The following is a 24,356-nucleotide window of genomic DNA, read 5'->3' on the forward strand; positions in this document are numbered from 1 at the left end:
ACCGAGGGTTCGGCGGCCGGAATCCGATGGTTACGGGGGCTCGCGGGGGCTCGGCGTGCGTCGAGCGGGGTTCCCCGGAGCCCGCCGCGACAGCCGGGGCCGGGCCCCTGAGGGAGCGCGCGTGATCCGTGTCCGTCGCGGGGGGCGCCGGTTACCAGCGCGGCACTGTCGGGATCTGCCAGCCGGGGTCCGCGACCCGCATCGCCGCGCTGTCGTCGCGGTCGCGGAAGGTGCCGTCGTCGTGGACCCAGCGGTGGTGGAGGCGGGCGAGGGCGTCGTGGTCGAGGTCAATGCCGAGGCCGGGGCGGTCGGAGACGGTGACGTGGCCGGCGGTGAACGGTACGCGCTCGGTGAGGATGTCCTCGGTCTGCCACGGGTAGTGGGAGTCGCAGGCGTGGTGGAGGTTCGGCACGGTGGCCGCGACCTGGGTCATCGCGGCGAGGCTGATGCCGAGGTGGGTGTTGGAGTGCATGGACACCCCGACCCCGAAGGCGGCGCAGATCGCCGCGAGGTGCCCGGTGTTGCGCAGCCCGCCCCAGTAGTGGTGGTCGGAGAGCACCACCTGCACGGCGTCCCGGCCGAACGCCTCCTTGATCTCCCCGAACGTGGTCACGCACATGTTGGTCGCCAGCGGCACCCCGGTCCGCGCGGCCACCTCGGCCATCGCGTCGGTGCCCAGCACCGGGTCCTCCAAGTACTCCAGCAGGTCGGCCAGTTCGTCCGCCACCTTCAGCGCGGTCGCGACCGACCACGCCCCGTTGGGATCGAGCCGCAGCGGCCGCCCGGGGAACGCCTCCGCGAGGGCCCGTACCGCCGCGACCTCCTCCTCCGGCGCGAAGACCCCGCCCTTGAGCTTGAAGGAGGAGAACCCGTGCCGCTCCGACAGCGCGCGGGCCTGCGCGACCACCCCGGCCGGGTCGAGCGCGGCACCCCACTCGTCCGCGTCCGCTCCGGGATGCGCGGCCCACTTGTAGAAGAGGTAGGCGCTGTACTCGACGGAGTCCCGCAGCTTCCCGCCCAGCAGCGCGTGCACGGGCAGCCCGAGCGCCCGCCCCTGCGCGTCCAGGCAGGCGACCTCGAAGGCGGAGAGCACGGACAGCCGGAGCTTGTCGGCGCTCTGCACCCCGCGCAGCCCGCCCGCGTCGACCGCGCCCCGCACCCGGCTCTCGTCCACCGCGAGGTCCAGGGAGAACAGCGCGTTCACATCCGTGACCGAGCGCCCGACGAGCCGGTCGGCCAGCGGGCGGGCCAGCTCCAGGTACTTGGTGTCGCCGTACGTCTCCCCCAGCCCCGTCGTCCCGCCCGCCGTGACCACCTCCACGATCAGCCGCGGGGTGTACGGCTGGTGCACGCCCTGGGTGTTGAGCAGCGGCGGGTCGGCCACCAGGACCGGGGTCAGCCGCACCTCGGTGACGGTCAGCTCCGGGATCACAGGGCGGCTCCCACGAGGTCGAGTCCGGCGGCGAGCAGGTCCTTCAGCGCGGCGAGGTCGGCGGCCGAGGGGTCGGCCAGGGGCGCCCGTACGGGTCCCACGCGCGCGCCCCTGAGCCGGGCGGCGGCCTTGACCAGGGAGACGGCGTATCCGGGGGCCCGGTCGCGGAGTTCGACGAAGGGGACGTAGAAGCCGCGCAGCAGCAGGTCGGCCGTGTCGTCGTCCCCGGCGCGCAGCGCGGTGCGGAAGGCGCCGGCGATCTCGGGGGCGAAGGCGTGCACGGCGGAGGAGTACGCGGGCACGCCGACGGCGGTGTAGGCGCGGGCCTGGACCTCGGCGGTGGCGGCGCCGTTGAAGAACAGGAACCCCTCGGGCGCGGCCAGGGTGAGCCGCTGGAGCCGGTCGAGGTCGCTGTGCCCGTCCTTGAGCCCGATGACGTTGGGGATGCGGGCGATGTGCCGCAACGAGTCGACGGTGTACGCGACTTGGTCCCGCTGGTAGGCGATGAGCGGAAGCCGGGTGCGGGCGGCGAGCCGGGTGAGCTGGGCGACGAGCCCGTCCTGCGGGGCGGCGACGAGGTAGTGCGGCAGCACCAGCAGGGCGTCCACCCCGGCCTCCTCCGCGATCCGGGCGAAGCGCGCGGCCTGCGCCCAGCCGTAGCCGGTGCCGGCGACGACGGGGACCCGTCCGGCCGCCTCCTCGACGGCGACGGTGACGACCTGGCGGTACTCGTCCTCGTCCAGGGAGAAGAACTCCCCGGTGCCGCAGGCGGGGAAGAGGGCGCCGGGGGCGGCGGCGAGGCGGTCGGCCACATGGGCGCGGCAGCCCTCGCGGTCGAGGGTGCCGTCCTCGTGGAAGGCGGTGAGCGGGAAGGAGAGCACGCCCGCTGCCATCCCCTCCCGCAGCCGCCGGGCCACGTCCTGCGGAGCGCCGCTCACCCGCACCATCTCCTCTTGTGAATGCCGTCCATGTATGAGAACAGAGGCTAGATACACCCATCAGGGCCGTCAATGGGGTGAGCCGTCCACGGACGGAGGGAGCGACCGGGAGCGAGTGGAAGCAGGCGGGCGCGGAGCGGGGGCGCGCAGCAAAGAGCCCCACCCCGCTGGGAAGCGGGATGGGGCTCTGTTCGGAGCGCCGGGCAGGCCTTGCACCTGCATTTCCCCGCAGGAAGCGGGGCGTCTTTCCTTGGACCACCAACGCACTGTCCGCCACCGGGAGTTACGGCGACCGCGACGTGCACAACCATAGCGCATCCCGGAGTTCTGTGCGATCACCGTCCGAGCGTTCGAGCGCGAAATCAATCGTGCCTACCCGTCGCCGCACGGACCAAACGTGATAGTGATCTGAATCACATCGGCCCGGCTTCTTCTCGAAACCGCGTGCTTGATACAACTTGCTCGCGCGCTCCCGTCGAACAGACGGCCGTCGCCCTTCCCCCCTCTTTCACTCCCCGTCGAGCTGTCGCTCACGCCTGCCCTGGGAACGCCCGTGTTCGCCCCCCGCTCCATGCCCTGGCCCCTCGTCGCCCTTTTCACGGCCGGGTACCTCGCCTCGTATCTGCTGCCGACCACGGTCGGCCGTCTCGACAGCGCGCTGCCGCTGTCCGCCACCCAGGCCGGCGCCATCGGCAGTGCCCTGCTGCTGAGTTCGGCCTCGGCCGGGTTCACGCTCGCCGCCCGCGTGGACCGGTTCGGCGCCCGCGCGCTCGCCCGGCTGGGCATCGTCCTGGCCGTCCTCGGCTACGGTTCGGCCGCCCTCACCGGCTCCGTGCCCGCCGTGGTGCTGGGCGCGGTCGTCGGCGGGTTCGGCTCCGGCACGATGACGGCGGTCGCCGCGAGCGGCATCGCCGCCGGACGCGATCCGCACCGGGCCACCACGTCCGGGCTGCTCGTGGTCTCGGCGCTGGCAGGCGCGCTCTATCTGACGATCCCGCGTCTCGGTCCAGGGCACGGGCTGCCGCTCGGCGCGGTCGCGCTGACCGCGCTCGCGGTGTGGCCGTTCACCGGCCAACTGCCCGCCCGTACCGCCCCGGCGGCCGGCTCCGACGGCATACGCCGGCCGCTCCCCCACCGCCGGGCCGGGCTGCTGCTGGCCGCGACGATGCCCTGCTGGTCGCTGGCGCAGAACGCGCTGTGGGGCGTCAGCGGGCGCATCGGCCTCGGGCAGGCGCACCTCACCGAGATCACGGTCGGCGCGGTGTTCGCCATAGCGCTGGGCGCCGGTCTGCTGGGCGTGGTCGGCGCGGGCGCCCTCGGCCCCCGGCTGGGCCGCGCGCTGCCGATCGGTCTCGGTACGGCGCTGATCGCGGGCTGCATCGCGCTCAGCGCCTCCGCGACCGACCTGCCGTCCTTCGCGCTGGGCGAGATCGCGTGGAACCTCTGCTACCCGGTGGTGCTGTCCTACGTGATCAGCCTGGCCGCCGCGCTCGACAGCCGCGGCCGCTGGGCGGTCCTGGTCGGCTCCGCCGCCTCGCTGGGCACCGCCGCCGGACCGCTGACCGGCAGCCTGCTGTCCGCCCGCGCGGGGTTCCCGGCGATGGGCGAGGTGCTGGCGGCGATACTGCTGCTGGCGGCGGTGCCGATGACCGCGGTCGCCCTGCGCACGGCTCCGCGCCGCCTGCGGGTGGTGGAGATCCCGATCGCGGCCGCCCCGCGCCCCGAGGTGTCCCTCCGGGACTTGGTCCCGGTCGGCGAGGTCCCGCCGGCTCCGTTCAAGGAGATCCTGGTCGGCGGGGCCACCGTCCGGGATCTGTCCGCCAAGGGCATCCCCGTCGTACAGATCCCCTTCACCGACACCTCCGGCGCGACCGTCCCCGCGTGACTACGCCCGCTCGCGCGGGAATTCGTACGCCTCGACCTCCGCCAGGTACCGCGCCCGGCGGGGTTCGTCGTCCTCCAGGAAGGAGGCGAGGAAGGAGTTGCGGGCCAGCTCGCGCAGCCGGTCCTCGGTGAGGCCGAGGGTCTGCTGGACGGCGGTGAAGTTGTCGCCCGCGTAGCCGCCGAAGTAGGCGGGGTCGTCGGAGTTCACCGTGCACATCAGCCCCGCCTCCAGCATCGCCGGCAGCGGGTGGTCGGCCAGCGTGTCGATGGTGCGCAGGCGGACGTTGGACAGCGGGCACAGCGTCAGCGGGACGCGCTCCCGGACCAGCCGCTCGACCAGCGCCGGGTCCTCCACGCAGCGCAGCCCGTGGTCGATCCGCTCCACCCCGAGCAGATCCAGGGCCTGGACGACGTACTCCGGCGGCCCCTCCTCACCGGCGTGCGCGACCCGGCGCAGGCCGAGCGCGGCGGCGGCGGCGTAGACCTCGCGGAACTTCACCGGCGGGTGGCCCACCTCGGCGGAGTCCAGTCCGACACCGGTGATCCGGTCCAGGTACGGCCCCGCGGCGTCCAGCGTGGCGAGCGCCGACTCGGCGGACTCGTCGCGCAGGAAGCACATGATCAGCTTGGTGGAGACGCCGTGGGTCTCCTCGCTGCGGCCCAGCGCCCGCCACAGCCCCTCGATCACGGTCCCCATCTCCACCCCGCGCGCGAGGTGGGCCTGCGGGTCGAAGAAGATCTCCGCGTGCCGCACACCCTGCGCGGCGGCGCGGGCCAGGTAGGCGTCGGCCAGCTCCTCGAAGTCCCGCTCGGTGCGCAGGACGGCCATCAGCTCGTAGTACAGGTTCAGGAACGACTGGAGGTCCTCGAACCGGTACGCGTGGCGCAGGGCCTCGGTGTCGGCGTAGGGCAGCTCGACGCCATTGCGCTCGGCCAGACGGAACGCAAGCTCCGGCTCCAGTGTGCCTTCGATGTGCAGGTGCAGTTCAGCTTTGGGGAGGGGCATCGAAGTATCGTACGCCCGCGTCCGGACGGTCAGCCGCGCTTGGGGAGCGGCACGCGGTCCAGGTCGCGGGCCACGGTCAGCTCGCCCTCGAAGCCGGCGGCGCGGGCTTGGCGCTCGAACTCGGCGGGGGATGAAGGACCCGAGTAGCGCTGGCTGAAGTGGGTGAGGACGAGGTGCCGCACCCCGGCGTCCCGCGCCACGGTCGCGGCCTGCCCGGCGGTCAGGTGGCCGTGCTCCTCGGCGAGCGTCACGTCCTCGTCCAGGAAGGTGGACTCGATGACGAGGAGGTCGCAGCCGTCGGCGAGGGCGTGCACACCGGGGCAGAGCCGGGTGTCCATGACGAACGCGAACCGCTGTCCGCGCCGCATCTCGCTGACCTCGGCCAGCTCGACCCCGCCCAGCGAGCCCTCCCGCTGGATACGGCCCACATCGGGGCCCGCGATGCCGTGCGCGGCGAGGCGGTCGGGCAGCATGCGGAGCCGGTCGGGCTCGACCAGCCGGTAGCCGTAGGACTCCACCGGGTGGGAGAGGCCGTACGCCTCCAGGGTGTAGGAGGGGGTGGTGGCGAGGGGGCCGTCGGTGTCGACCGGTGCCTCGGTGAGGTCGGCCGTCTCCCGGTAGGCGGTGGCGTACCGGAGGCGGTCGAAGAAGCGCTGGCCGGAGCGGGGGTAGTGCGCGGTGACCGGGTGCGGCACCCGGTCCAGGTTGATCCGCTGGATCACGCCGGCCAGGCCCAGGCTGTGGTCGCCGTGGAAGTGGGTGACGCAGATGCGGTTCAGGTCGTGCGCGGCGACCCCGGCGCGGAGCATCTGGCGCTGGGTGCCCTCGCCGGGGTCGAAGAGGATGCCCTCGCCGTCCCAGCGGAGCAGGTAGCCGTTGTGGTTGCGGTGCCGGGTGGGGACCTGGCTGGCGGTGCCGAGGACGACCAACTCGCGTACGGACATGGGGTTATCCGGGGGGCCAGTTCAGGCCGCGGCCGCCCAGGACGTGGGCGTGGGCGTGCCAGACGGTCTGTCCGGCGCCGGTGCCTGTGTTGAAGACGGTGCGGTAGCTCTCCAACTGTTCGCCTTCGGCGACTCCGCGGGTCTCTGCGAGTACGTCTGCGGCTACCTGCGGTGCTTCGGCGGCGAGTTCTGCGGCGTTTTTGTAGTGGGCCTTGGGGATCACGAGGATGTGGGTCGGGGCTTGGGGGTTGATGTCCCTGAAGGCGAGGGTGGTGTCGGTTTCCCTCACCACGTCTGCGGGGATTTTGCCCGCGATGATGTTGCAGAAGAGGCAGTCTTCTTGGGGTTCGCCTGCCATTTCGTCCCGCTCACTTTCGCCGGTGATCTTTGCCTTCGGCATCCTAGTCGTTCGGGTGCGGCGTGCGTTGTGGTTGCTCGCGCAGTTCCCCGCGCCCCTTAAGTCGGCAAGCCTGGCGGGGTTTTTGCGGGCTGTCTCTCCAGTGCTTCCAGGGCCAGGTCTATTGCCTTGTTCAGTTGGGGGTCCTCGGACCTTGCCCAGTCCTGGGGGCGCATCGGGATTTCTATGTCTGGGTCCACGCCGTGGTTCTCCACGTTCCAGCCTGCGCCTTCCAGCCAGAAGGCGTATTTGGGCTGGGTGATGATCGTGCCGTCGACGAGGGTGTAGCGGCTGTCGATGCCGATTACTCCGCCCCAGGTGCGGGTGCCGACCACGGGGCCGATGCCCAGGGCTCGGATCGCGGCGTTGACGATGTCGCCGTCGGAGCCGGAGAACTCGTCGGCCACCGCGACCACCGGGCCTCGGGGGGCGTCCTGGGGGTAGCTTTCGGGGCGCATGCCTCGGGGGAGGTCCCAGCCGACGATGCGGCGGGCGAGTTTTTCGACGATGAGCTGGGAGGTGTTGCCGCCGCGGTTCTCGCGGACGTCGACGACCAGGCCCTCGCGGGTGACCTCGACGCGCAGGTCGCGGTGGATCTGGGCCCAGCCGGGGGCCTGCATGTCGGGGACGTGGAGGTAGCCGAGGCGGCCGCCGGAGCGTGCGTGGACGTGGGCGCGGCGGCCGGCGACCCAGGCGTGGTAGCGCAGGGCGTCCTCGTCGGCGAGCGGGACGACGACCGCGTGCCGGGGTTCGCCGCCGCCGGCCGGGGCGACGGTCAGCTCGACGGGCTTCCCGGCCGTGCCGAGCAGCAGCGGGCCGGGCCCGGCGACCGGGTCGACCGGGTGGCCGCCGATGGCGAGGAGGGTGTCGCCGGGGCGTACGGCGACACCGGGCGCGGCGAGCGGGGAGCGGGCCTCGGGGTCGGAGGTCTCCGAGGGCAGGACCCGGTCGACGCGCCAACTGCCGTCCTCGTGGCGGGAGATGTCGGCGCCGAGCAGCCCCTGGCGGGCGCCGTCGCCCCAGCTTCCGTGCGGCATGACGTAGGCGTGGGAGGCGCCGAGTTCGCCGTGCACCTCCCAGAGGAGGTCCACGAGGTCGTCGTGGGTGGCGACGCGTTCGAGGACGGGACGGTAGCGGTCCAGGACGCCGTCCCAGTCGACGCCGCCCATGTCGGGGCGCCAGAAGTTGTCCCGCATGAGCCGGCCCGTCTCGTCGTACATCTGCCGCCACTCGGCGACCGGGTCGACGGTGTGCCGGATGCGGCCGAGGTCGACGGTGACGCGGGCGTCGCCGTCCTCGTCGTCGGGGGCGCGGCGGTCGGCGGGGACGACGCGGAGCCTGCCGTCGCTCCACAGCAGGACGCGGCGGCCGTCGCCGCTGACCTCGAACTCGTCGGCGTCGGCGGCCAGGTGCTCCAGCCGGTGCTGGGCGAGGTCGTAGTGCTCCAGCTCGGTCTTGGGGTCGGGGGCGTCCGGGGTGGCGCGGGAGGCGCCGAGGACACCGCGCACCGGGTGGCGCAGCCAGAGCACGCCGTCCTTGGCGGCGCGCAGGTTGCCGTACCGGGCGGCCTCGACGGGGAAGGGCACGATCCGGTCGGCGAGTCCGTCGAGGTCGACGCGGGTCGTGGGGGTGCCCTCGGCGCCGGGGGTCTCGTCCCGGTCGGGGGTGCCGAAGGGGCGGCCGTGGCGCTGCGGGCCGAAGGGGGACGGGGTCGTGGCCGCGAGGGTGATGAGGTGCGGGCGGGCGCCTTCCACGAAGGCCAGGTCGAAGACGTGGGTGTCGAAGACGGGGTCGAAGGCGCGGTTGGAGAGGAAGGCGAGGTGGCGGCCGTCGAGGGTGAAGACCGGCTCGTAGTCGGCGAAGCGCAGCGGGGTGGCCTCGGTGACGGTGAGGTCGGTGGTGGCGGCGAGCCGGATCTGGGAGAGCGGGCGCGGGCCGGGGTGGGCCCAGGCGAGCCAGCCGGAGTCGGGTGAGAAGGCCAGGCCGTGCGGGTCGCCGTGCTCGCTGCGGTCGACCTCGCGGATCTCACCGGTCTCCCGCTCGACCAGCAGCAGCCTGCCGTCGTGGGAGGCGACGGCGGCGCGGGTGCCGTCCGGGGACATGGCGAGTTCGAGGACGCGGCCCAGTTGTCCGGCGGCGAGCCTGCGCGGGGCGGTGCCGGGGGCGAGGCCGGTGGCGGGGGCGAACTCCAGCGCGTCGTCGCCCTCGGCGTCGGTCACCCACACCACCCACTCCTCGCCGCCCGCGCGGAAGGTGCGCGGCAGCCGGGCCCGTACGCCGGGCTCGGCGGCGAGGGCGCGGGCCGGTCCGGCGCGGTGGGTGACCCAGTGGACGGTGCCGCGCACGGCGACCGCGCTGCCGCGCCCGGTGTGGTCGGGGGTGGCGGAGTCCAGCCAGCGGGCGGCGTCCAGGACGAAGGGCTGGAGGTCGGTACGGGGGCCGCCGAGCCGGATGCCGGGCCGGCGCGGTTCGGCGCCGTCGAGGTCGTCCAGCACCCAGAGCTGCCCGGCGCTGACGTACACGACACGGGTGCCGTCGCTCGCGGCGTGCCGGGCGTAGAAGCCGCCGAGCGGGGTGTGGCGGCGCAGGTCGGAGCCGTCGGCGAGGGAGGAGTAGAGGGCGCCGGTGCCCTCGTGGTCGGAGAGGAAGGCGAGGCGGTCGCCGACCCAGGAGGGGTACTCCAGGTTGCCGTCCAGCTCCTCGTGCAGCCGGACGAACTCGCCGTCGCCGTCCCGGTCGATCCACAGCTTGCCCGCGGTGCCGCCCCGGTAGCGCTTCCACGCGGAGGCGTCCCGGTTCATCGTGGCGGACAGCAGCACGGTGTGCGGGCCGTGGGCGACGGCGCCGACGGGACCGTACGGGAGGGTGGTGGCCGGGCCGCCGTCGAGCGGGACGGCATGGGCCCAGCTATGGCGGGTGCTGTGCCGTCCGGCGGCGCTGACCGCGAGCACCTCGCCGTCCGGGGTCCAGTCGCGGACCTGGGTGCGGGCGTTGCCCCAGTGGGTCAGGCGCCGGGAGGGCCCGCCGTCCACGGGGGCGGTGTGCACCTCGGGGGCGCCGTCGCGGCGGGAGGTCCAGGCGAGGGTGGTGCCGTCGGGCGAGATGCGGGGGTGGTTCACGGGGACCCCGTCGGCGCTGACCCGCCAGGCCCGGCCACCGTCCAACGGGGCGACCCAGACGTCGTTCTCGGCGGTGAAGGTGACCAAGTCGCCCCGCACATGCGGGGATCGGAGGTACGAGGCGGCGTTTTCCGTGGCAGCACCGTGAGTCACGCGATCACCCTACGCGCGAACGTCCCTGTACGGACCCGGAATTGATCAGTCTATTTGCCCTGGACCGGGCGGCACGAGGGGTCGTTCTCGCACCACAGGGTGCGGGTGACGGTGACGGTCACCGTGGGCCGGGGCTGTCCCGGCGGCCGGTAGGTGGCGGGCGGGGTGTAGGCCGGGGCGGCCTCGCAGTTGCCGAGCCCGCTCACCCGGAAGACCTGCCGTCCGCCGACCTTGCCGACGAGATTGCCGCGCACACAGGCCCCGTTCACCGCGCGGGTCACCTTGCCGGTGACGGTGATGTCCCGCCCGTCCTTGGTCTTCCCCTGGCAGTCGACGGTGACCACGGTGGACTCGCTCGGCGACCCACTGGCCGACGACCCGCCGTCCTGCCGCCCGGTACAGGTCAGCCAACTCACGTCCACATCACGCTTCTTCAGCGCGTCGGTCGCCGTCGAGTCGGTGGTGTACGCGACCGAGGCCGCCCCCAGCTCCCCCGGCTGACACGCCGTCACCGCACCGACGACGAGCGCCACGAGCCCACCGGCGGCGAGCACCCGAATCCCACGCGAAGCCCCCATACACCCCAGCGTCCCACCGAGGCCCCCACGGCGGAAGGCCGCATACGGCCAGTCACCCGAACGTGCGGCGGGGGCGTCTCAGGACCAGCGGCCGGTGCGGCCCAGCAGGAGGGCGGTCGCGGCGGTGCCGGCGGTGGAGGTGCGCAGGACGGAGGGGCCGAGGACGCAGGCGCGGGCGCCGGCTTCCTCGAAGAGGGCCAACTCGTCGCGGGAGACGCCGCCTTCGGGGCCGACGACGAGCACGATCTCGCCCTCGGCGGGGAGTTCGGCGGTGGCCAGCGGGACCGACTCGTGGTCGAAGTCGGAGTGCAGCACGGCGGCGAAGTCGGCCTTCGCGAGCAGCGCGGCGACCTGCTTGGTGGAGGCGGCGTCCGCGACCTCGGGAAAGCGCACCCGGCGCGACTGCTTGCCGGCCTCGCGGGCGGTGGAGCGCCACTTGCCCAGCGCCTTCAGCCCCCGCTCGCCCTTCCACTGGGTGATGCAGCGCGACGCCTGCCAGGGCACGATCGCGTCGACCCCGGTCTCCGTCATGGTCTCCACCGCGAGTTCGCCCCGGTCACCCTTGGGCAGCGCCTGCACGACGGTGATACGCGGCCGGGGCTCGGGCTCCTCGCGCACCTCGGGAAGGTCGACGATCAGCCGGTCCTTGCCCTCGGTGCCGGTGACCCGGCAAACCGCGTACCGTCCGGCGCCGTCGGTGAGGACGACCTCCTCGCCGGGCTCCAGCCGCTTCACCGAGACGGCGTGCCGCCCCTCGGGTCCGTCGAGCACGTACCGGGTGCCGTCCGTGCGGAAGTGGTCGACGACGAAGACGGGCGCGGTCATCGCGCGTCCCCTCCCTGGGCTCGGACGGGCCGGTACTGGCGCCCCGACTCGCCCCGTACGAGGTTGAGTTCGGCGGCGAGGGTGCGGACGAGTTCGGCCGCGGGCAGCGGGCGGGCCAGCCGGTGGCCCTGGCCCGCCCAGAGCGACATGCCCTGGGCGTCCCCGGCGGCGGTGGCGGCCTTGCGCAGCGGCGAGGTCAGGTGGTGCACGTCGGGGTAGGCGGCGGGCGCGTACGGGCCGTGCTCGCGCAGGAAGCGGTTGGTCAGGGCGCGCGCCGGGCGCCCGGAGAAGGCGCGGGTCAGCTCGGTGCGCGGGAACACCGGGTCGGTCAGCGCCCGCTTGTGGACCTCGGGGGCGCCGGACTCGGGGGTGGCGAGGAAGGCGGTGCCGAGCTGGGCGGCGGTGGCCCCGGCGGCGAGGACGGCGGCGATCTGGGCGCCGCGCATGATGCCCCCGGCGGCGACGACCGGGATCTCCACGGCCTGCGCGACCTGGGTGACCAGGGACAGCAGGCCGAGCCCGGTGCCGTCGTTCTCCGCGAGGTCGCGGTGGGTGCCCTGGTGGCCGCCGGCCTCGATGCCCTGCGCGATCACCGCGTGCGCCCCGGCCCGCTCGACCGCGCGGGCCTCCTCGACGGTGGTGGCGGTGACCAGGGTGACGGTCCCGGCCCGGCGCAGCGCGGCCAGCGCCTCCGGGTCGGGCACGCCGAAGTGGAAGGAGACGGCGGCGACCGGGTCGTCCAGCAGCACGGCGAGCTTGGCGTCGTAGCCGTCGTCGCGGCCGCCGTCGGGGTCGCCGGTCTCGGTCTCGTACCAGGCGGCCTCACCGGCCAGTTGCTGCGCGTACAGCTCCACCGCGCCGGACTCGGCGTGGGCGGGCTGGGGCAGGAAGAGGTTGACGCCGAAGGGGCGGCTGGTCAGCCCGCGCAGCCGCTTGATCTCGCGGTACATGCCGTCGGCGGTCTTGTAGCCGGCGGCGAGGAAGCCGAGCCCTCCGGCCTCGGAGACGGCGGCGGCCAGTTCCGGCACGGCGACACCGCCCGCCATGGGGGCCTGCACGATCGGATGCACGACGAGATCGGCCAGTGCGGAGGACATGCCCGCATGGTGTCATGTCGGCCTGACAAGTCCGAATCCGGCCCGGGCGTGGGGGCGCGCGCGGCGCCCCCCGCCGTCAGCGTCCGTTGAACGCGTCCTTCAGCCGGGAGAACAGCCCCTGCTGGCCGGGCTGGAACTGCCCGGTGGGCCGCTCCTCGCCGCGCAGCTTGGACAGCTCCCGCAGCACCCGCTCCTGCTCGGCGTCGAGCTTGGTCGGGGTGGTGACCTCGACGTGCACGATCAGGTCGCCCCGGCCGCCGCCGCGCAGGTGCGTGACGCCCCGGTTGTGCAGCGGGATCGACTGGCCGGACTGGGTGCCGGGCCGGATGTCGACCTCCTCCATGCCGTCCAGCGTCTCCAGCGGCACCTTGGTGCCGAGGGCCGCGGCCGTCATCGGGATGGTGACCGTGCAGTGCAGGTCGTCGCCGCGCCGCTGGAAGGTGGAGTGCGGCAGCTCGTGGATCTCGACGTAGAGGTCGCCGGCGGGGCCGCCGCCGGGGCCGACCTCGCCCTCGCCCGCGAGCTGGATGCGGGTGCCGTTGTCGACACCGGCGGGGATCTTCACGGTCAGGGTGCGCCGGGAGCGGACCCGGCCGTCGCCCGCGCACTCGGGGCACGGGGTGGGGACCACGGTGCCGAAGCCCTGGCACTGCGGGCAGGGGCGCGAGGTCATGACCTGGCCCAGGAAGGACCGGGTGACCTGGGAGACCTCACCGCGGCCGCGGCACATGTCACAGGTCTGCGCGGAGGTGCCGGGGGCCGCACCCTCGCCGCTGCACGTGTTGCAGACGACCGCGGTGTCGACCTGGATGTCCTTGGTCGTGCCGAAGGCCGCCTCGTCCAGCTCGACCTCGATCCGGATCATCGCGTCCTGGCCGCGCCGGGTGCGCGAACGCGGGCCGCGCTGCGACGCCGTACCGAAGAACGCGTCCATGATGTCGGAGAAGTTGCCGAAGCCGCCGGCCCCGAATCCGCCCGCGCCACCGGCGCCGCCGGCCTGCGAGAGGGGGTCGCCGCCGAGGTCGTAGACCTGCTTCTTCTGCGGGTCCGACAGCACCTCGTAGGCGGCGTTGATCTCCTTGAACCGCTCCTGGGTCTTCGGATCGGGATTGACGTCCGGATGCAGCTCGCGCGCGAGCCTGCGGAACGCCTTCTTGATCTCATCCTGCGACGCGTCGCGGCGCACGCCGAGAACGGCGTAGTAATCCGTGGCCACTTACGACTCCGCCAGGATCTGTCCGACGTACCGTGCCACTGCGCGTACCGCTCCCATCGTTCCCGGATAGTCCATGCGGGTCGGTCCGACCACGCCGAGCTTGGCAACCGCCTCGCCGCCCGAACCGTAGCCGACCGACACGACGGACGTGGAGTTGAGTCCCTCGTGGGCGTTCTCGTGCCCGATACGCACGGTCACGCCCGGATCTTTGGCTTCGCCGAGGAGTTTGAGGAGCACGACCTGTTCCTCCAGGGCCTCCAGCACGGGCCGGATCACCAGGGGGAAGTCATGTCCGAAACGGGTGAGATTGGCGGTGCCGCCGATCATCAGCCGTTCCTCGTTCTCCTCGACCAGTGTCTCCAGCAGAGTGGAGAGCACTGTGGAGACCGTACCGCGATCCTCCGCCTCGAAGGCATCGGGGAGGTCCTCGACCAGTCGCGGTACGTCGCTGAACCGGCGCCCGGCCACCTTGCTGTTGAGCCGCGCGCGCAGGTCCGCGAGCGGTGCCTCGCCGAACGGGGCGGGGCAGTCGACCATCCGCTGCTCGACCCGGCCGGTGTCGGTGATCAGCACGAGCATCACGCGGGCGGGCGCGAGTGAGAGCAGTTCCACATGCCGCACGGTGGACCGGGTCAGCGAGGGGTACTGCACGACGGCGACCTGCCGGGTGAGCTGCGCGAGCAGCCGGACGGTGCGGGCCACGACGTCGTCCAGGTCGACCGCGCCCTCCAGGAAGTTCTGGATCGCGCGCCGCTCGGGCGCCGTCATCGGCTTCACACCGGCGAGCTTGTCGACGAAGAGCCGGTAGCCCTTGTCGGTGGGGATGCGCCCGGCGCTGGTGTGCGGCTGGGCGATGAACCCTTCCTCCTCCAGCGCGGCCATGTCGTTGCGCACGGTGGCCGGGGAGACGCCGAGGCTGTGCCGCTCGGTGAGGGCCTTGGAGCCGACGGGCTCCTCGGTGCCGACGTAGTCCTGCACGATGGCGCGCAGTACCTGCAGCCTGCGTTCGCTCAGCATGCGCACCTCCGTCACGTCGCCCCACGGCCCTTACGGTGTCCCGCCTGGCACTCTGCGCGTGCGAGTGCCAGACATCCCCGGCCAGTGTACGGCCGTGGGGTGCTCACCGGGCAAGGTCGGTGCCCTCCGCCCGGCTTGTCCAGAGCTAGCGTCCGGGTATGACGGTGACTTGGGAAGACCTCGGGTGGGAGCGCTTGGCCGAAGGGGTGGGCCGGTGCCGGCTGCCGGGCTGGGACTGCACGGTGGGGCTGGTGGTGGGCGCGGGCACGGCACTGGTGGTGGACGCGGGGTCGAGCCTCGCGGAGGGGGCCGCGCTGCGGGCGGCGGTACGGACGCTGGCCGGGCGCGATGTGACCCATCTCGCGCTGACCCACCCCCACTTCGATCATGTCCTGGGCGCTCCCGCCTTCGCCGGGGCGGAGGTCTACGGCGCGGTCGGCCTGGACGTGGTGTTCCGCCACGAGCGGGAGGCGCTGCGCCGGGACGCGGTCGAGCACGGGGTCCCGGCCGAGGAGGCGGAGGCCGCCGTACACGCCCTGCTGCCGCCCGCGCACCTGGTGTCCGGCGAGTGGACGCTCGACCTCGGCGGCGGCCGTCAGGCGCTGCTGGCCAACGTCGGGCCCGGGCACACCGCCCACGATCTCGCGGTGCTGGTGCCCGGCTCCCCCGAGGTCGTCTTCTGCGGCGACCTGGCGGAGGAGTCCGGCGAACCGCAGGCGGGCCCGGACGCGGTGCCGTCCCGCTGGCCGGACGCGCTGGACCGCCTGCTGGCCCTCGGCGGCGAGGACGCGCTGTACGTGCCCGGTCACGGAGCGGTGGTCGACGCGGCCTTCGTACGACGCCAACGCGACGCCCTGGCAGCGCGTTTCGGCGTGTCCTGAGTACCGCGCCGCGACTTCTCCTATCGTCTGCGGAATGCGCGACTACTCCCCCGACCTGACCGCCCCCTGGAAGAAGCCGCAGCCGGTGCCGGAGGTGGCGGCGGAGCCGGGACTGGTTGTCGAGGAGCCCGGTACGGGATTCTGCGGGGCGGTGATCCGCTGCGAGGCGGGGACGGTGACGCTGGAGGACCGCTTCGGCAAGCACCGGGTGTTCCCGCTGGAGCCGCGCGGCTTCCTGCTGGAGGGCCGCCCGGTCACCCTGGTCCGCCCGGCCGCCGCCGCCCCGGTGAAGCCCGCCCGCACCGCCTCCGGCTCGGTGGCCGTGCCAGGCGCCCGCGCCCGCGTGGCCCGCGCGGGGCGGATCTACGTCGAGGGCCGGCACGACGCCGAGCTGGTCGAGAAGGTCTGGGGCGACGACCTGCGCATCGAGGGCGTCGTCGTGGAGTACCTGGAGGGCGTGGACGACCTGCCCTCGATCGTGGCCGAATTCGATCCCGACGCCGACGCCCGCCTCGGCGTCCTGGTGGACCACCTCCTGCCCGGCACCAAGGAGTGGCGCATCGCCCAGTCGGTCACCAGCGACCACGCCCTGGTGGTCGGCCACCCGTACATCGACATCTGGGAGGCGGTGAAGCCCTCAGCTCTGGGCATCCCCGCCTGGCCCCGCGTCCCCCACGGCCAGGACTGGAAGAAGGGCGTCTGCAAGGCCCTCGGCTGGCCGGAAAACACCGGCGCGGTGTGGCAGGCGATCCTGGCGAAGGTGACGTCTTATCGGGACCTGGAGCCGGAACTCCTCGGCCGGGTCGAGGAGTTGATCGACTTCGTCACGGCCGAGGCGTAGTGCTCAGTCCACCAGATCCCGCACCACCGCGTCCGCCAGCAGGCGGCCGCGCAGGGTGAGGGTGGCGCGGCCCTCGGCGTAGGGCTCGGGGTTCAGCAGGCCGTCCGCAAGGGCGCGGGCGGCGGCGGCCAGACCGGCCGGCTTGAGCAGGGTCAGGGGGACGCCGTCGCGCAGGCGGAGCTCCAGGAGGATGCGTTCGACGCGGCGGTCCTCGTCGGAGAGGAGTTCGCGGCCCGCGCCGGGGGTGCGGCCGGCGGCGAGGGCGGCGGCGTAGGCGCCGGGGTGTTTGACGTTCCACCAGCGCACCCCGCCGACGTGACTGTGGGCGCCGGGGCCGGCGCCCCACCAGTCGGCGCCGCGCCAGTACAGCTCGTTGTGCAGGCAGCGGGCGGCCTCGGTGGTGGCCCAGTTGGACACCTCGTACCAGTGCATACCGGCCGCGGTGAGCAGCTCCTCGGCGATGAGGTACCGGTCGGCGTGCACGTCGTCGTCCGTCATCGGGACCTCGCCGCGCCGGATGCGCCGGGCGAGCTGGGTGCCCTCCTCGACGATCAGGGCGTAGGCGCTGATGTGGTCGGGGCCCGCGCCGAGCGCCGCCTCCAGCGAGGCGCGCCAGTCGTCGTCGGACTCGCCGGGGGTGCCGTAGATCAGGTCGAGGTTGACGTGCTCGAACCCGGCCGCGCGGGCCTCGGCCACGCAGGCTTCGGGGCGGCCGGGGGTGTGGGTGCGGTCGAGGATCTGCAGGACGTGCGGCTTGGCGCTCTGCATGCCGAAGGAGAGCCGGTTGAAGCCGCCCTCGCGCAGGGTGGCCAGGTAGGCCGGGTCGACGGAGTCCGGGTTGGCCTCGGTGGTGATCTCGGCGTCGGGTGCCAGGCCGAACTCGTCCCGGATCGCGTCCAGCATCCGTACCAGGTCACCGGCGGCCAGCAGGGTGGGCGTACCGCCGCCGACGAAGACCGTACGGACCTCGCGGGGGTCGTCGCCGAGCACCTTGCGGGCGAGCCGGATCTCCTCGACGACGGTGTCCGCGTAGTTGTCCCGCGAGGCGAGCACGCCACCGGTGCCGCGCAGCTCGGTGGCGGTGTAGGTGTTGAAGTCGCAGTAGCCGCAGCGGGTCGCGCAGTACGGGACGTGCAGATAGAACCCGAGGGGCCGCTCGGCGGCACCGGCGAGCGCGGCGGCGGGCAGCGCGCCGTCGTCGGGGACGGACTCGCCGTCGGGGAGTGCGGAAGGCATGTCCTCCATTGTCCCGCACCGCGCGCGGGACCCGGTTCACTGCGCCTGGAGTACCAGGAGCGCGAGGTCGTCCTCGGGGGCGTCCTCGCCGAAGCCGTGCACCAGGGCGCGGATGCGCTCCGCGATGTCCTCGGCGCTCAGGCCGGTGCAGCCGGAGAGGGCGCGGGCGAGGCCGTCGCCGTCGTCGAACTGGTCGGTGCCGGAGCGGCGCTCGGTGACGCCGTCGGTGACGCACAGCAGGCTGTCGCCGGGCCGCAGCTCGATGGTCTCGCTGGTGTAGGTCTCGTCCTCGACGACACCGAGCAGGGTCTGCGGGCGGGCGGCGGCGCTGACCTGGCCGTCGGGGTGCAGCACCAGGGGCAGCGGGTGCCCGGCGGAGGCGAGGGTGCAGCGGACCCCGCCCTCGACGGGGGTCAGCTCGCCGTAGAGCAGGGACAGGAACCGGGTCTGCGGGCCGTCGCCGGGGGCGAAGGGTCCGCCTCCGGCGGCGATCAGGGCGCGGGCGGCGGCGTCGGCGGCCTCCGTGGCGTCGTCCAGGAGGAGCTGGTTGAGGCGGTCGAGGACGTCCGCTACGCCGTACCCCTCGCGGGCGAGCAGCCGGAGCCAGGGGCGGGCGAGGCCGATGACGACGGCGGCCTCGGGGCCCTTGCCCTGGACATCGCCGACGGCGAAGCACCAGCGGCCGTGTCCGGCCGGGAAGAGGTCGTAGAAGTCGCCGCTGGGACCGCCCTGGTCGCGGGGTTCGTAGACGAGGGCGCTGGTCATGCCGGGGATCTCGGCGACCGCGCCGGGCAGCAGGCCGCGCTGGAGGACGGCGCTGATGGTGGCCTGGCGGGCGTACTGGCGGGCGGCGCCGATGGCGAGCGCGACCCGGCGGCCGAGGTCCTCGACCAGGCCGGTGACCTCGTCGGGGAAGCCGAGCAGGCCGCAGCGGCCGATGAGGAGGGTGCCGAGCGGGCGGCCCCCGGCGACCAGCCGGTAGGCGAGGGCGGTGCCGTGGGTGCCCTCGGGGCCGAGCGCGGTGCCGGGCCAGGGGTAGGGCTCGGGGCCGGAGCGCACGGTGTGGCGGGAGCGCGGAGGTTCCTTCTCCAGGGCCCGCTGGAGGTCCTCGATGCGGGCCTCGCTGGTGTGCCAGACCCGGGCCGGCCCGTCGCCGCCGCTGCGTACGGTCGCCTCGTCCTCCAGCCAGATCGCGCACCAGTCCGCGAGCCGGGGCACGATCAACTGGCCGGTGAGGGCGGCGACCAGGTTCTCGTCGAGCTGTCCGGCGAGCAGGTCGGAGGCTTCGGCGAGGAAGGAGAGCGCGCCGCGGCCGAGCCAGTCCCGGTCGCCCGCGGCGCGCTGCGGCTGCGGGGCGAGGGCCTCGGCGGCGACCAGGGCGGGGGCGGGCGCGGGACCGGCGGGTTCCTCGGTGCCGCCGGGCGGCAGGCGGGCCCAGACGGTCTTGCGGCCGGTGCGGTAGGTGACGCCCCAGGACTCGGCGAGCGTGGCGACCAGCCGCAGCCCGCGCCCGTGCTCGGAAGACTCCTGCGGGGTGTCGTCGGCGGGGTCGCGCGGGGCGCGGGCGGGGTGCTGGTCGTGGACCTCCACGGTGAAGGCGCCGTTCTCCTCCAGCCGCCAGTCGACCTCGACCTCGGTGCCGGCGTGGACGACGGCGTTGGTGACGAGTTCGCTGACGACGGCGGTGGCGTCCTCGCCGAGCCGGGCGGCGCCGTCGGGGCCGGTGAGACCGAGGCCGGCCCAGTCGGCGAAGGCGGCGCGGACCAGGGCGCGGGCCGAGCCGGGGGCGGCGGGGCTGCCGGGGAGGGTGGCCCGGCCCTCGGCGAGCGGGGGCGTGCCGGAGGGCGCCGGCGCCTCCTCCGCCCCGGCGCCGCCCGCCCGCTGCACGGGTATGGCCGCCATGTCCATGCGGCCAGGGTGACAGACAGGCGGGGCGCATAAGCACCGAGTCACCGAAGTGAACGCTCGTGACGGCGAACTGCGTTACCGCCCGGCCAGAACACGCTCAATTCCGGTCATGGCCGAAAGAGAACCCACCGGGGCGGCCGAAAACCACCCCGGCGGGTGCCGCTCACGCCTCGCGGGCGCCGTTGTACATCTCGTCGATCAGGCCCTTGTACTCCCGCTCGACCACGGGCCGCTTCAGCTTCAGGCTCGGCGTGATCTCGCCGTGCTCCACGTCGAGGTCGCGCGGCAGCAGCCGGAACTTCTTGATGGTCTGCCAGCGCTGCAGCCCCTCGTTGAGCTGCTTCACGTACCCGTCGACCATCTCGACGGTCTGCGGCGCGGCCACCACCTCGGCGTACGACTTGCCCTCCAGGCCGTTGTCGGCCGCCCACTGGAGGATCGTGGGCTCGTCCAGTGCGATGAGGGCGGTGCAGTAGTTCCGGTCGGCACCGTGCACCAGGATGTTGGAGACGTAGGGGCAGACCGCCTTGAACTGGCCCTCGACCTCGGCGGGCGCCACGTACTTGCCGCCCGAGGTCTTGATGAGGTCCTTCTTGCGGTCGGTGATGCGCAGATAGCCGTCGGCGGACAGCTCGCCGATGTCACCGGTGTGGAACCAGCCGTCGGACTCCAGCACCTCGGCGGTCTTCTCGGGCTGCTGGTGGTAGCCCTCCATGACGCCGGGGCCGCGCAACAGGATCTCGCCGTCGTCCGCGATGCGCACCTCGCAGCCGGGCAGCGGCTTGCCGACCGTGCCGGTGCGGTACGCCTCGCCGGGGTTCACGAAGGAGGCGGCGGAGGTCTCGGTGAGGCCGTACCCCTCCAGGATGTGGATGCCGGCGCCGGCGAAGAAGTAGCCAATCTCGGGGGCGAGGGCGGAGGCGCCGGAGACGCAGGCGCGCAGTCTGCCGCCGAACGCCTCGCGCAGCTTGCCGTAGACCAGGGCGTCGGCGGCCTTGTGCTTGGCGGCCAGCGCGAACGGCACGGAGGCGGTGCCGGTGCGGCGGAAGCTGTCCTGGGACGCCTTGGCGTACTCGCGGGCGACCTCGGCGGCCCACTGGAAGATCTTGTACTTGGCCGCGCCGCCCTCGCGGGCCTTGGCGGCGACACCGTTGTAGACCTTCTCGAAGATGCGCGGCACGGCGGCCATGTAGGTCGGCTTGACCACGGGCAGGTTCTCGATGATCTTGTCCACCCGGCCGTCGACCGCGGTGACGTGGCCGACCTCGATCTGGCCGGAGGTGAGCACCTTGCCGAAGACATGGGCGAGCGGCAGCCAGAGGTACTGCACGTCGTCGGCGGAGATCAGGTCGGTCGAGGCGGTGGCCCGCGCCATGTAGGCCCAGTTGTCGTGCGGCAGGCGCACGCCCTTGGGGCGGCCGGTGGTGCCGGAGGTGTAGATGAGGGTGGCGAGCTGCTCGCGGGTGATCGCGCCGACCCGCTCCTTGATCAGCTCGGGGTGCTGCTCAAGGTAGGCGGTGCCGCGCTTCTCCAGCTCGGCGAGGGTGATCACCCAGTCGCTCGTCTCGGCGCCCGCCGGGTCGATCACGACGACCTTGGCCAGCGCGGGCAGCTCGGCCCGCCGCTCCAGCGCCTTGGCGACCTGGGCCGCGTCCTCCGCGATCAGCACCCGACTCTCGGAGTCGGACAGGATGAACGCCGACTCGTCGGCGTTGGTCTGCGGATAGACGGTGGTGGTGGCACCGCCCGCGCACATGATGCCGAGGTCGGCCAGAATCCACTCGACGCGGGTCGAGGAGGCGAGCGCCACCCGCTGCTCGGACTCGATCCCCAGCTCGATCAGGCCGGCCGCGATCGCGTACACCCGCTCCGCCGCCTGGCCCCAGGTCAGCGACCGCCACTCGTCGGGGCCCTCGCCGGAGGCCGCCGGGACCGGGTACCGGTACGCCTCGGCGTCCGGTGTGGCCGCCACGCGCTCCAGGAAGAGGGCCGCCACGGACGGCGGACGGTTCTCGATCAGGGTCTGTGTGTCGCTCACGACATCCTCCGGGGCCCGCGACGGTGCGGCTGACTCGGTGCGGCTGGGTGGACTCACGCTGGTTCGAAGATGTTGCTCGAAGCTGTTGCCCGAGGCTGTTGTTTAACCCGCGAGTAACTAGCGAGCAGGGATCAGGGTAAGGGGCGACCGGCCACCGCGTAAGAGGCCACGGCCTGTCACTTCGCACCGGAACCCCATCGAGATCCGCCCCCGGACCGCCCCCCGTACGAGCGGGGGCCCGCCGTACACATGTACGGCGGGCCCCACTTTGCCCGTTTCGCTCCGACAACTCGGCGCGATCGCGGGCTACTTCTTGCCCTTGCCCGAGCTTCCGGCACCGTCGTCGCTGGAGAGGACCGCGATGAACGCCTCCTGGGGAACCTCCACGGAACCCACCATCTTCATCCGCTTCTTGCCCTCCTTCTGCTTCTCCAGCAGCTTCCGCTTACGGGAGATGTCACCGCCGTAGCACTTGGCGAGGACGTCCTTCCGGATGGCGCGGATGGTCTCGCGGGCGATGACCCGCGAGCCGATGGCGGCCTGGATCGGCACCTCGAACGCCTGCCGCGGGATCAGCTCGCGCAGCTTGGCGACGAGCCGGACCCCGTAGGCGTACGCCTGGTCCTTGTGGGTGACCGCCGAGAAGGCGTCCACCTTGTCGCCGTGCAGCAGGATGTCGACCTTGACCAGGGAGCTGCTCTGCTCGCCCGTGGGCTCGTAGTCCAGGGAGGCATAGCCGCGGGTCTTGGACTTGAGCTGGTCGAAGAAGTCGAACACGATCTCGGCGAGCGGCAGCGTGTAGCGGATCTCGACCCGGTCCTCGGAGAGGTAGTCCATGCCGAGCAGGGTGCCGCGCCGGGTCTGGCACAGCTCCATGATCGAGCCGATGAACTCGGACGGCGCGAGGATCGTGGCCCGCACGACCGGCTCGTACACATCCGCGATCTTGCCCTCGGGGAACTCGCTCGGGTTGGTCACCGTGTGCTCGGTGCCGTCCTCCATGACCACGCGGTAGACCACGTTGGGCGCGGTGGCGATGAGGTCGAGGCCGAACTCGCGCTCCAGGCGCTCCCGGATCACGTCCAGGTGCAGCAGGCCGAGGAAGCCGACGCGGAATCCGAAGCCGAGGGCGGCGGAGGTCTCCGGCTCGTAGGCCAGGGCGGCGTCGTTGAGCTGGAGCTTGTCCAGCGCCTCGCGCAGCTCGGGGTAGTCGGAGCCGTCCAGCGGATACAGGCCCGAGAAGACCATCGGCTTCGGGTCCTTGTAGCCGCCGAGCGCCTCGGTGGCGCCCTTGGCCTGGCTGGTGACGGTGTCACCGACCTTGGACTGGCGGACGTCCTTCACACCGGTGATCAGATAGCCCACCTCGCCGACGCCGAGACCGTCGGCCGGGAGCATCTCCGGCGAGCTGACGCCGATCTCCAGCAGCTCGTGGGTGGCGCCGGTGGACATCATCCGGATGCGCTCACGCTTGTTGAGCTGGCCGTCGATGACACGGACGTACGTCACGACACCGCGGTAGGAGTCGTAGACCGAGTCGAAGATCATCGCGCGGGCGGGGGCGTCCGGGTCGCCGACCGGGGCCGGGATCTCCTGGACGACCTTGTTCAGCAGCGCGTCGACGCCGAGGCCGGTCTTCGCGGAGACCTTCAGCACGTCGTCGGGCTCGCAGCCGACCAGGTTCGCCAGCTCCTCGGCGAACTTCTCCGGCTGCGCGGCCGGCAGGTCGATCTTGTTCAGCACCGGGATGATCTTGAGGTCGTTCTCCATCGCCAGGTACAGGTTGGCGAGGGTCTGCGCCTCGATGCCCTGCGCGGCGTCCACGAGGAGGACGGTCCCCTCGCAGGCGGCCAGCGACCGCGAGACCTCATAGGTGAAGTCGACGTGGCCCGGCGTGTCGATCATGTTGAGGATGTGCGTCGTGCCCTGGTCGGGGCCCTCGGTCGGGGCCCAGGGCAGACGCACCGCCTGGGACTTGATCGTGATGCCGCGCTCGCGCTCGATGTCCATCCGGTCGAGGTACTGAGCACGCATCTGCCGCTGCTCGACCACACCGGTGAGCTGGAGCATCCGGTCGGCGAGCGTGGACTTGCCGTGGTCGATGTGCGCGATGATGCAGAAGTTGCGGATCAGAGCCGGGGCGGTACGGCTCGGCTCGGGCACATTGTTAGGGGTCGCGGGCACGCAGGGTCCTGTCTCTTGAGGCGCCTTATGCCTCGGGTCGGATCGATACGTAGCTTCCATGGTCCCACGCGGAACGACCGGGAAGCGTTTTGGGCCGTCGCCGGGGCCGCTGGTACTGTAGAGCGCTGTGCCTCATGCCCTCTCAGCGCGAGGCGCGACTGCAAATTTCTGGATCACCGGTACGGGACCTTCAACGGGCCCGTACCTGAACCTGTAAAGGCTCCTTTCGTGGCGAACATCAAGTCCCAGATCAAGCGGATCAAGACCAACGAGAAGGCTCGGCTGCGCAACAAGGCCGTCAAGTCCTCCCTGAAGACCGCGATCCGCAAGGCCCGCGAGGCCGCTGCCGCGGGTGACGTCGAGAAGGCCACCGAGTACCAGCGCGCTGCCGCGCGTCAGCTCGACAAGGCCGTCTCGAAGGGCGTCATCCACAAGAACCAGGCCGCCAACAAGAAGTCGGCGCTCTCGGCCAAGGTCGCGGACCTCAAGGGCTGAACCTCCTTCTGATCTGACCGCCGGAGGGACACACGAGCGGGCCCTCTCTAACCGCTCCCGTCCGGCACCCCGAAGCCACACGCGGCCTGCGTTCGCCACGCGGGTGTGGCTTCAGCATCTTGGTCCGAGGCCCCGGTGTCCTTCCCTTCCCAGGGAGGCGCCGGGGC

At 72.8% G+C, this 24,356-nt stretch carries 19 protein-coding genes; 4 read left to right on the forward strand and 15 right to left on the reverse strand.

Annotated features, from left to right (window positions below; all coding sequences use genetic code 11):
- Nucleotides 1-151: 151 nt before the first annotated feature.
- Nucleotides 152-1,432 (reverse strand): glucarate dehydratase family protein, encoded by a 1,281-nt coding sequence (locus tag E5083_RS13435; RefSeq protein ID WP_135785874.1) that lies wholly within the window; start codon nucleotides 1,430-1,432, stop codon nucleotides 152-154.
- Complete coding sequence (locus E5083_RS13440) at nucleotides 1,429-2,379, reverse strand: 5-dehydro-4-deoxyglucarate dehydratase (RefSeq protein WP_135785875.1); 951 nt, start codon at nucleotides 2,377-2,379, stop codon at nucleotides 1,429-1,431. Before E5083_RS13440 ends, E5083_RS13435 begins: the two co-directional genes overlap by 4 nt.
- Before the next feature lie 544 nt (nucleotides 2,380-2,923).
- Here E5083_RS13440 and E5083_RS13445 point away from each other — a divergent pair.
- Nucleotides 2,924-4,255 carry an MFS transporter gene (locus tag E5083_RS13445; RefSeq protein WP_244317490.1) on the forward strand — a complete coding sequence of 444 codons (1,332 nt, stop codon included), beginning with the start codon at nucleotides 2,924-2,926 and terminating at the stop codon, nucleotides 4,253-4,255.
- On the opposite strand, the gene E5083_RS13450 is transcribed toward E5083_RS13445, so the two are convergent.
- From E5083_RS13450 to hrcA, 9 genes are all read right to left on the reverse strand, one after another.
- On the reverse strand, nucleotides 4,256-5,260 hold the full coding sequence (locus E5083_RS13450) for an adenosine deaminase (protein WP_135785876.1): 1,005 nt from the start codon (nucleotides 5,258-5,260) through the stop codon (nucleotides 4,256-4,258).
- Nucleotides 5,261-5,289: 29 nt separating this feature from the next.
- Nucleotides 5,290-6,204 (reverse strand): ribonuclease Z, encoded by a 915-nt coding sequence (locus E5083_RS13455; RefSeq protein WP_135785877.1) that lies wholly within the window; start codon nucleotides 6,202-6,204, stop codon nucleotides 5,290-5,292.
- 4 nt (nucleotides 6,205-6,208) lie between these two features.
- Nucleotides 6,209-6,562 carry a histidine triad nucleotide-binding protein gene (locus E5083_RS13460; RefSeq protein ID WP_135786001.1) on the reverse strand — a complete coding sequence of 118 codons (354 nt, stop codon included), beginning with the start codon at nucleotides 6,560-6,562 and terminating at the stop codon, nucleotides 6,209-6,211.
- Nucleotides 6,563-6,660: 98 nt separating this feature from the next.
- A complete protein-coding gene (locus tag E5083_RS13465; RefSeq protein WP_135785878.1) occupies nucleotides 6,661-9,873 on the reverse strand; it encodes a S41 family peptidase in 3,213 nt (1,070 codons plus the stop codon).
- Between the two features lie 50 nt (nucleotides 9,874-9,923).
- Complete coding sequence (locus E5083_RS13470; RefSeq protein WP_135785879.1) at nucleotides 9,924-10,451, reverse strand: hypothetical protein; 528 nt, start codon at nucleotides 10,449-10,451, stop codon at nucleotides 9,924-9,926.
- Nucleotides 10,452-10,529: 78 nt separating this feature from the next.
- Entirely contained in the window at nucleotides 10,530-11,276 is a 747-nt protein-coding gene (locus E5083_RS13475; protein ID WP_135785880.1) for a 16S rRNA (uracil(1498)-N(3))-methyltransferase, read from the reverse strand.
- The gene (locus tag E5083_RS13480) at nucleotides 11,273-12,373 is read right to left on the reverse strand and encodes a nitronate monooxygenase (RefSeq protein WP_135785881.1); all 1,101 of its coding nucleotides are present in this window, start codon (nucleotides 12,371-12,373) and stop codon (nucleotides 11,273-11,275) included. Before E5083_RS13480 ends, E5083_RS13475 begins: the two co-directional genes overlap by 4 nt.
- A 76-nt stretch (nucleotides 12,374-12,449) precedes the next feature.
- Complete coding sequence (gene dnaJ / locus E5083_RS13485; RefSeq protein WP_030814887.1) at nucleotides 12,450-13,589, reverse strand: molecular chaperone DnaJ; 1,140 nt, start codon at nucleotides 13,587-13,589, stop codon at nucleotides 12,450-12,452.
- Complete coding sequence (hrcA, locus tag E5083_RS13490; protein ID WP_135785882.1) at nucleotides 13,590-14,606, reverse strand: heat-inducible transcriptional repressor HrcA; 1,017 nt, start codon at nucleotides 14,604-14,606, stop codon at nucleotides 13,590-13,592.
- A gap of 158 nt (nucleotides 14,607-14,764) precedes the next feature.
- Between hrcA and E5083_RS13495 the strand changes: the two genes are divergently transcribed.
- Entirely contained in the window at nucleotides 14,765-15,487 is a 723-nt protein-coding gene (locus tag E5083_RS13495; protein WP_135785883.1) for an MBL fold metallo-hydrolase, read from the forward strand.
- 34 nt (nucleotides 15,488-15,521) lie between these two features.
- The gene (locus E5083_RS13500) at nucleotides 15,522-16,328 is read left to right on the forward strand and encodes a DUF3097 domain-containing protein (protein WP_135785884.1); all 807 of its coding nucleotides are present in this window, start codon (nucleotides 15,522-15,524) and stop codon (nucleotides 16,326-16,328) included.
- Nucleotides 16,329-16,331: 3 nt separating this feature from the next.
- Here the strand turns inward: E5083_RS13500 and hemW are convergent, their stop codons facing one another.
- From hemW to lepA, 4 genes are all read right to left on the reverse strand, one after another.
- On the reverse strand, nucleotides 16,332-17,564 hold the full coding sequence (gene hemW, locus E5083_RS13505) for a radical SAM family heme chaperone HemW (RefSeq protein WP_135785885.1): 1,233 nt from the start codon (nucleotides 17,562-17,564) through the stop codon (nucleotides 16,332-16,334).
- Nucleotides 17,565-17,600: 36 nt separating this feature from the next.
- Nucleotides 17,601-19,466, reverse strand: a complete 1,866-nt coding sequence (locus E5083_RS13510; protein WP_208754049.1) for a SpoIIE family protein phosphatase — start codon at nucleotides 19,464-19,466, stop codon at nucleotides 17,601-17,603.
- Nucleotides 19,467-19,635: 169 nt separating this feature from the next.
- Nucleotides 19,636-21,510 carry an AMP-dependent synthetase/ligase gene (locus tag E5083_RS13515; RefSeq protein WP_135785886.1) on the reverse strand — a complete coding sequence of 625 codons (1,875 nt, stop codon included), beginning with the start codon at nucleotides 21,508-21,510 and terminating at the stop codon, nucleotides 19,636-19,638.
- Between the two features lie 306 nt (nucleotides 21,511-21,816).
- On the reverse strand, nucleotides 21,817-23,694 hold the full coding sequence (lepA, locus tag E5083_RS13520; protein ID WP_135785887.1) for a translation elongation factor 4: 1,878 nt from the start codon (nucleotides 23,692-23,694) through the stop codon (nucleotides 21,817-21,819).
- 228 nt (nucleotides 23,695-23,922) lie between these two features.
- On the opposite strand from lepA, the gene rpsT reads away from it, so the two are divergent.
- Entirely contained in the window at nucleotides 23,923-24,189 is a 267-nt protein-coding gene (rpsT, locus tag E5083_RS13525; protein ID WP_030814907.1) for a 30S ribosomal protein S20, read from the forward strand.
- Nucleotides 24,190-24,356 lie beyond the last annotated feature (167 nt).

The sequence above is a fragment of the Streptomyces bauhiniae genome (assembly GCF_004784475.1).
GTDB classification, from domain to species: Bacteria; Actinomycetota; Actinomycetes; order Streptomycetales; family Streptomycetaceae; genus Streptomyces; species Streptomyces seoulensis.

Bases quoted from the DNA above. Each gene is read 5' to 3' on its own strand.
- E5083_RS13440 (WP_135785875.1), bottom strand. From the start codon at position 2,379: ATGGTGCGGGTGAGCGGCGCTCCGCAGGACGTGGCCCGGCGGCTGCGG.
- E5083_RS13450 (WP_135785876.1), bottom strand. From the start codon at position 5,260: ATGCCCCTCCCCAAAGCTGAACTGCACCTGCACATCGAAGGCACACTG.
- E5083_RS13455 (WP_135785877.1), bottom strand. From the start codon at position 6,204: ATGTCCGTACGCGAGTTGGTCGTCCTCGGCACCGCCAGCCAGGTCCCC.
- E5083_RS13460 (WP_135786001.1), bottom strand. From the start codon at position 6,562: ATGGCAGGCGAACCCCAAGAAGACTGCCTCTTCTGCAACATCATCGCG.
- E5083_RS13470 (WP_135785879.1), bottom strand. From the start codon at position 10,451: ATGGGGGCTTCGCGTGGGATTCGGGTGCTCGCCGCCGGTGGGCTCGTG.
- E5083_RS13475 (WP_135785880.1), bottom strand. From the start codon at position 11,276: ATGACCGCGCCCGTCTTCGTCGTCGACCACTTCCGCACGGACGGCACC.
- E5083_RS13480 (WP_135785881.1), bottom strand. From the start codon at position 12,373: ATGTCCTCCGCACTGGCCGATCTCGTCGTGCATCCGATCGTGCAGGCC.
- hrcA (WP_135785882.1), bottom strand. From the start codon at position 14,606: ATGCTGAGCGAACGCAGGCTGCAGGTACTGCGCGCCATCGTGCAGGAC.
- E5083_RS13495 (WP_135785883.1), top strand. From the start codon at position 14,765: ATGACGGTGACTTGGGAAGACCTCGGGTGGGAGCGCTTGGCCGAAGGG.
- E5083_RS13500 (WP_135785884.1), top strand. From the start codon at position 15,522: ATGCGCGACTACTCCCCCGACCTGACCGCCCCCTGGAAGAAGCCGCAG.
- hemW (WP_135785885.1), bottom strand. From the start codon at position 17,564: ATGCCTTCCGCACTCCCCGACGGCGAGTCCGTCCCCGACGACGGCGCG.
- E5083_RS13510 (WP_208754049.1), bottom strand. From the start codon at position 19,466: ATGGCGGCCATACCCGTGCAGCGGGCGGGCGGCGCCGGGGCGGAGGAG.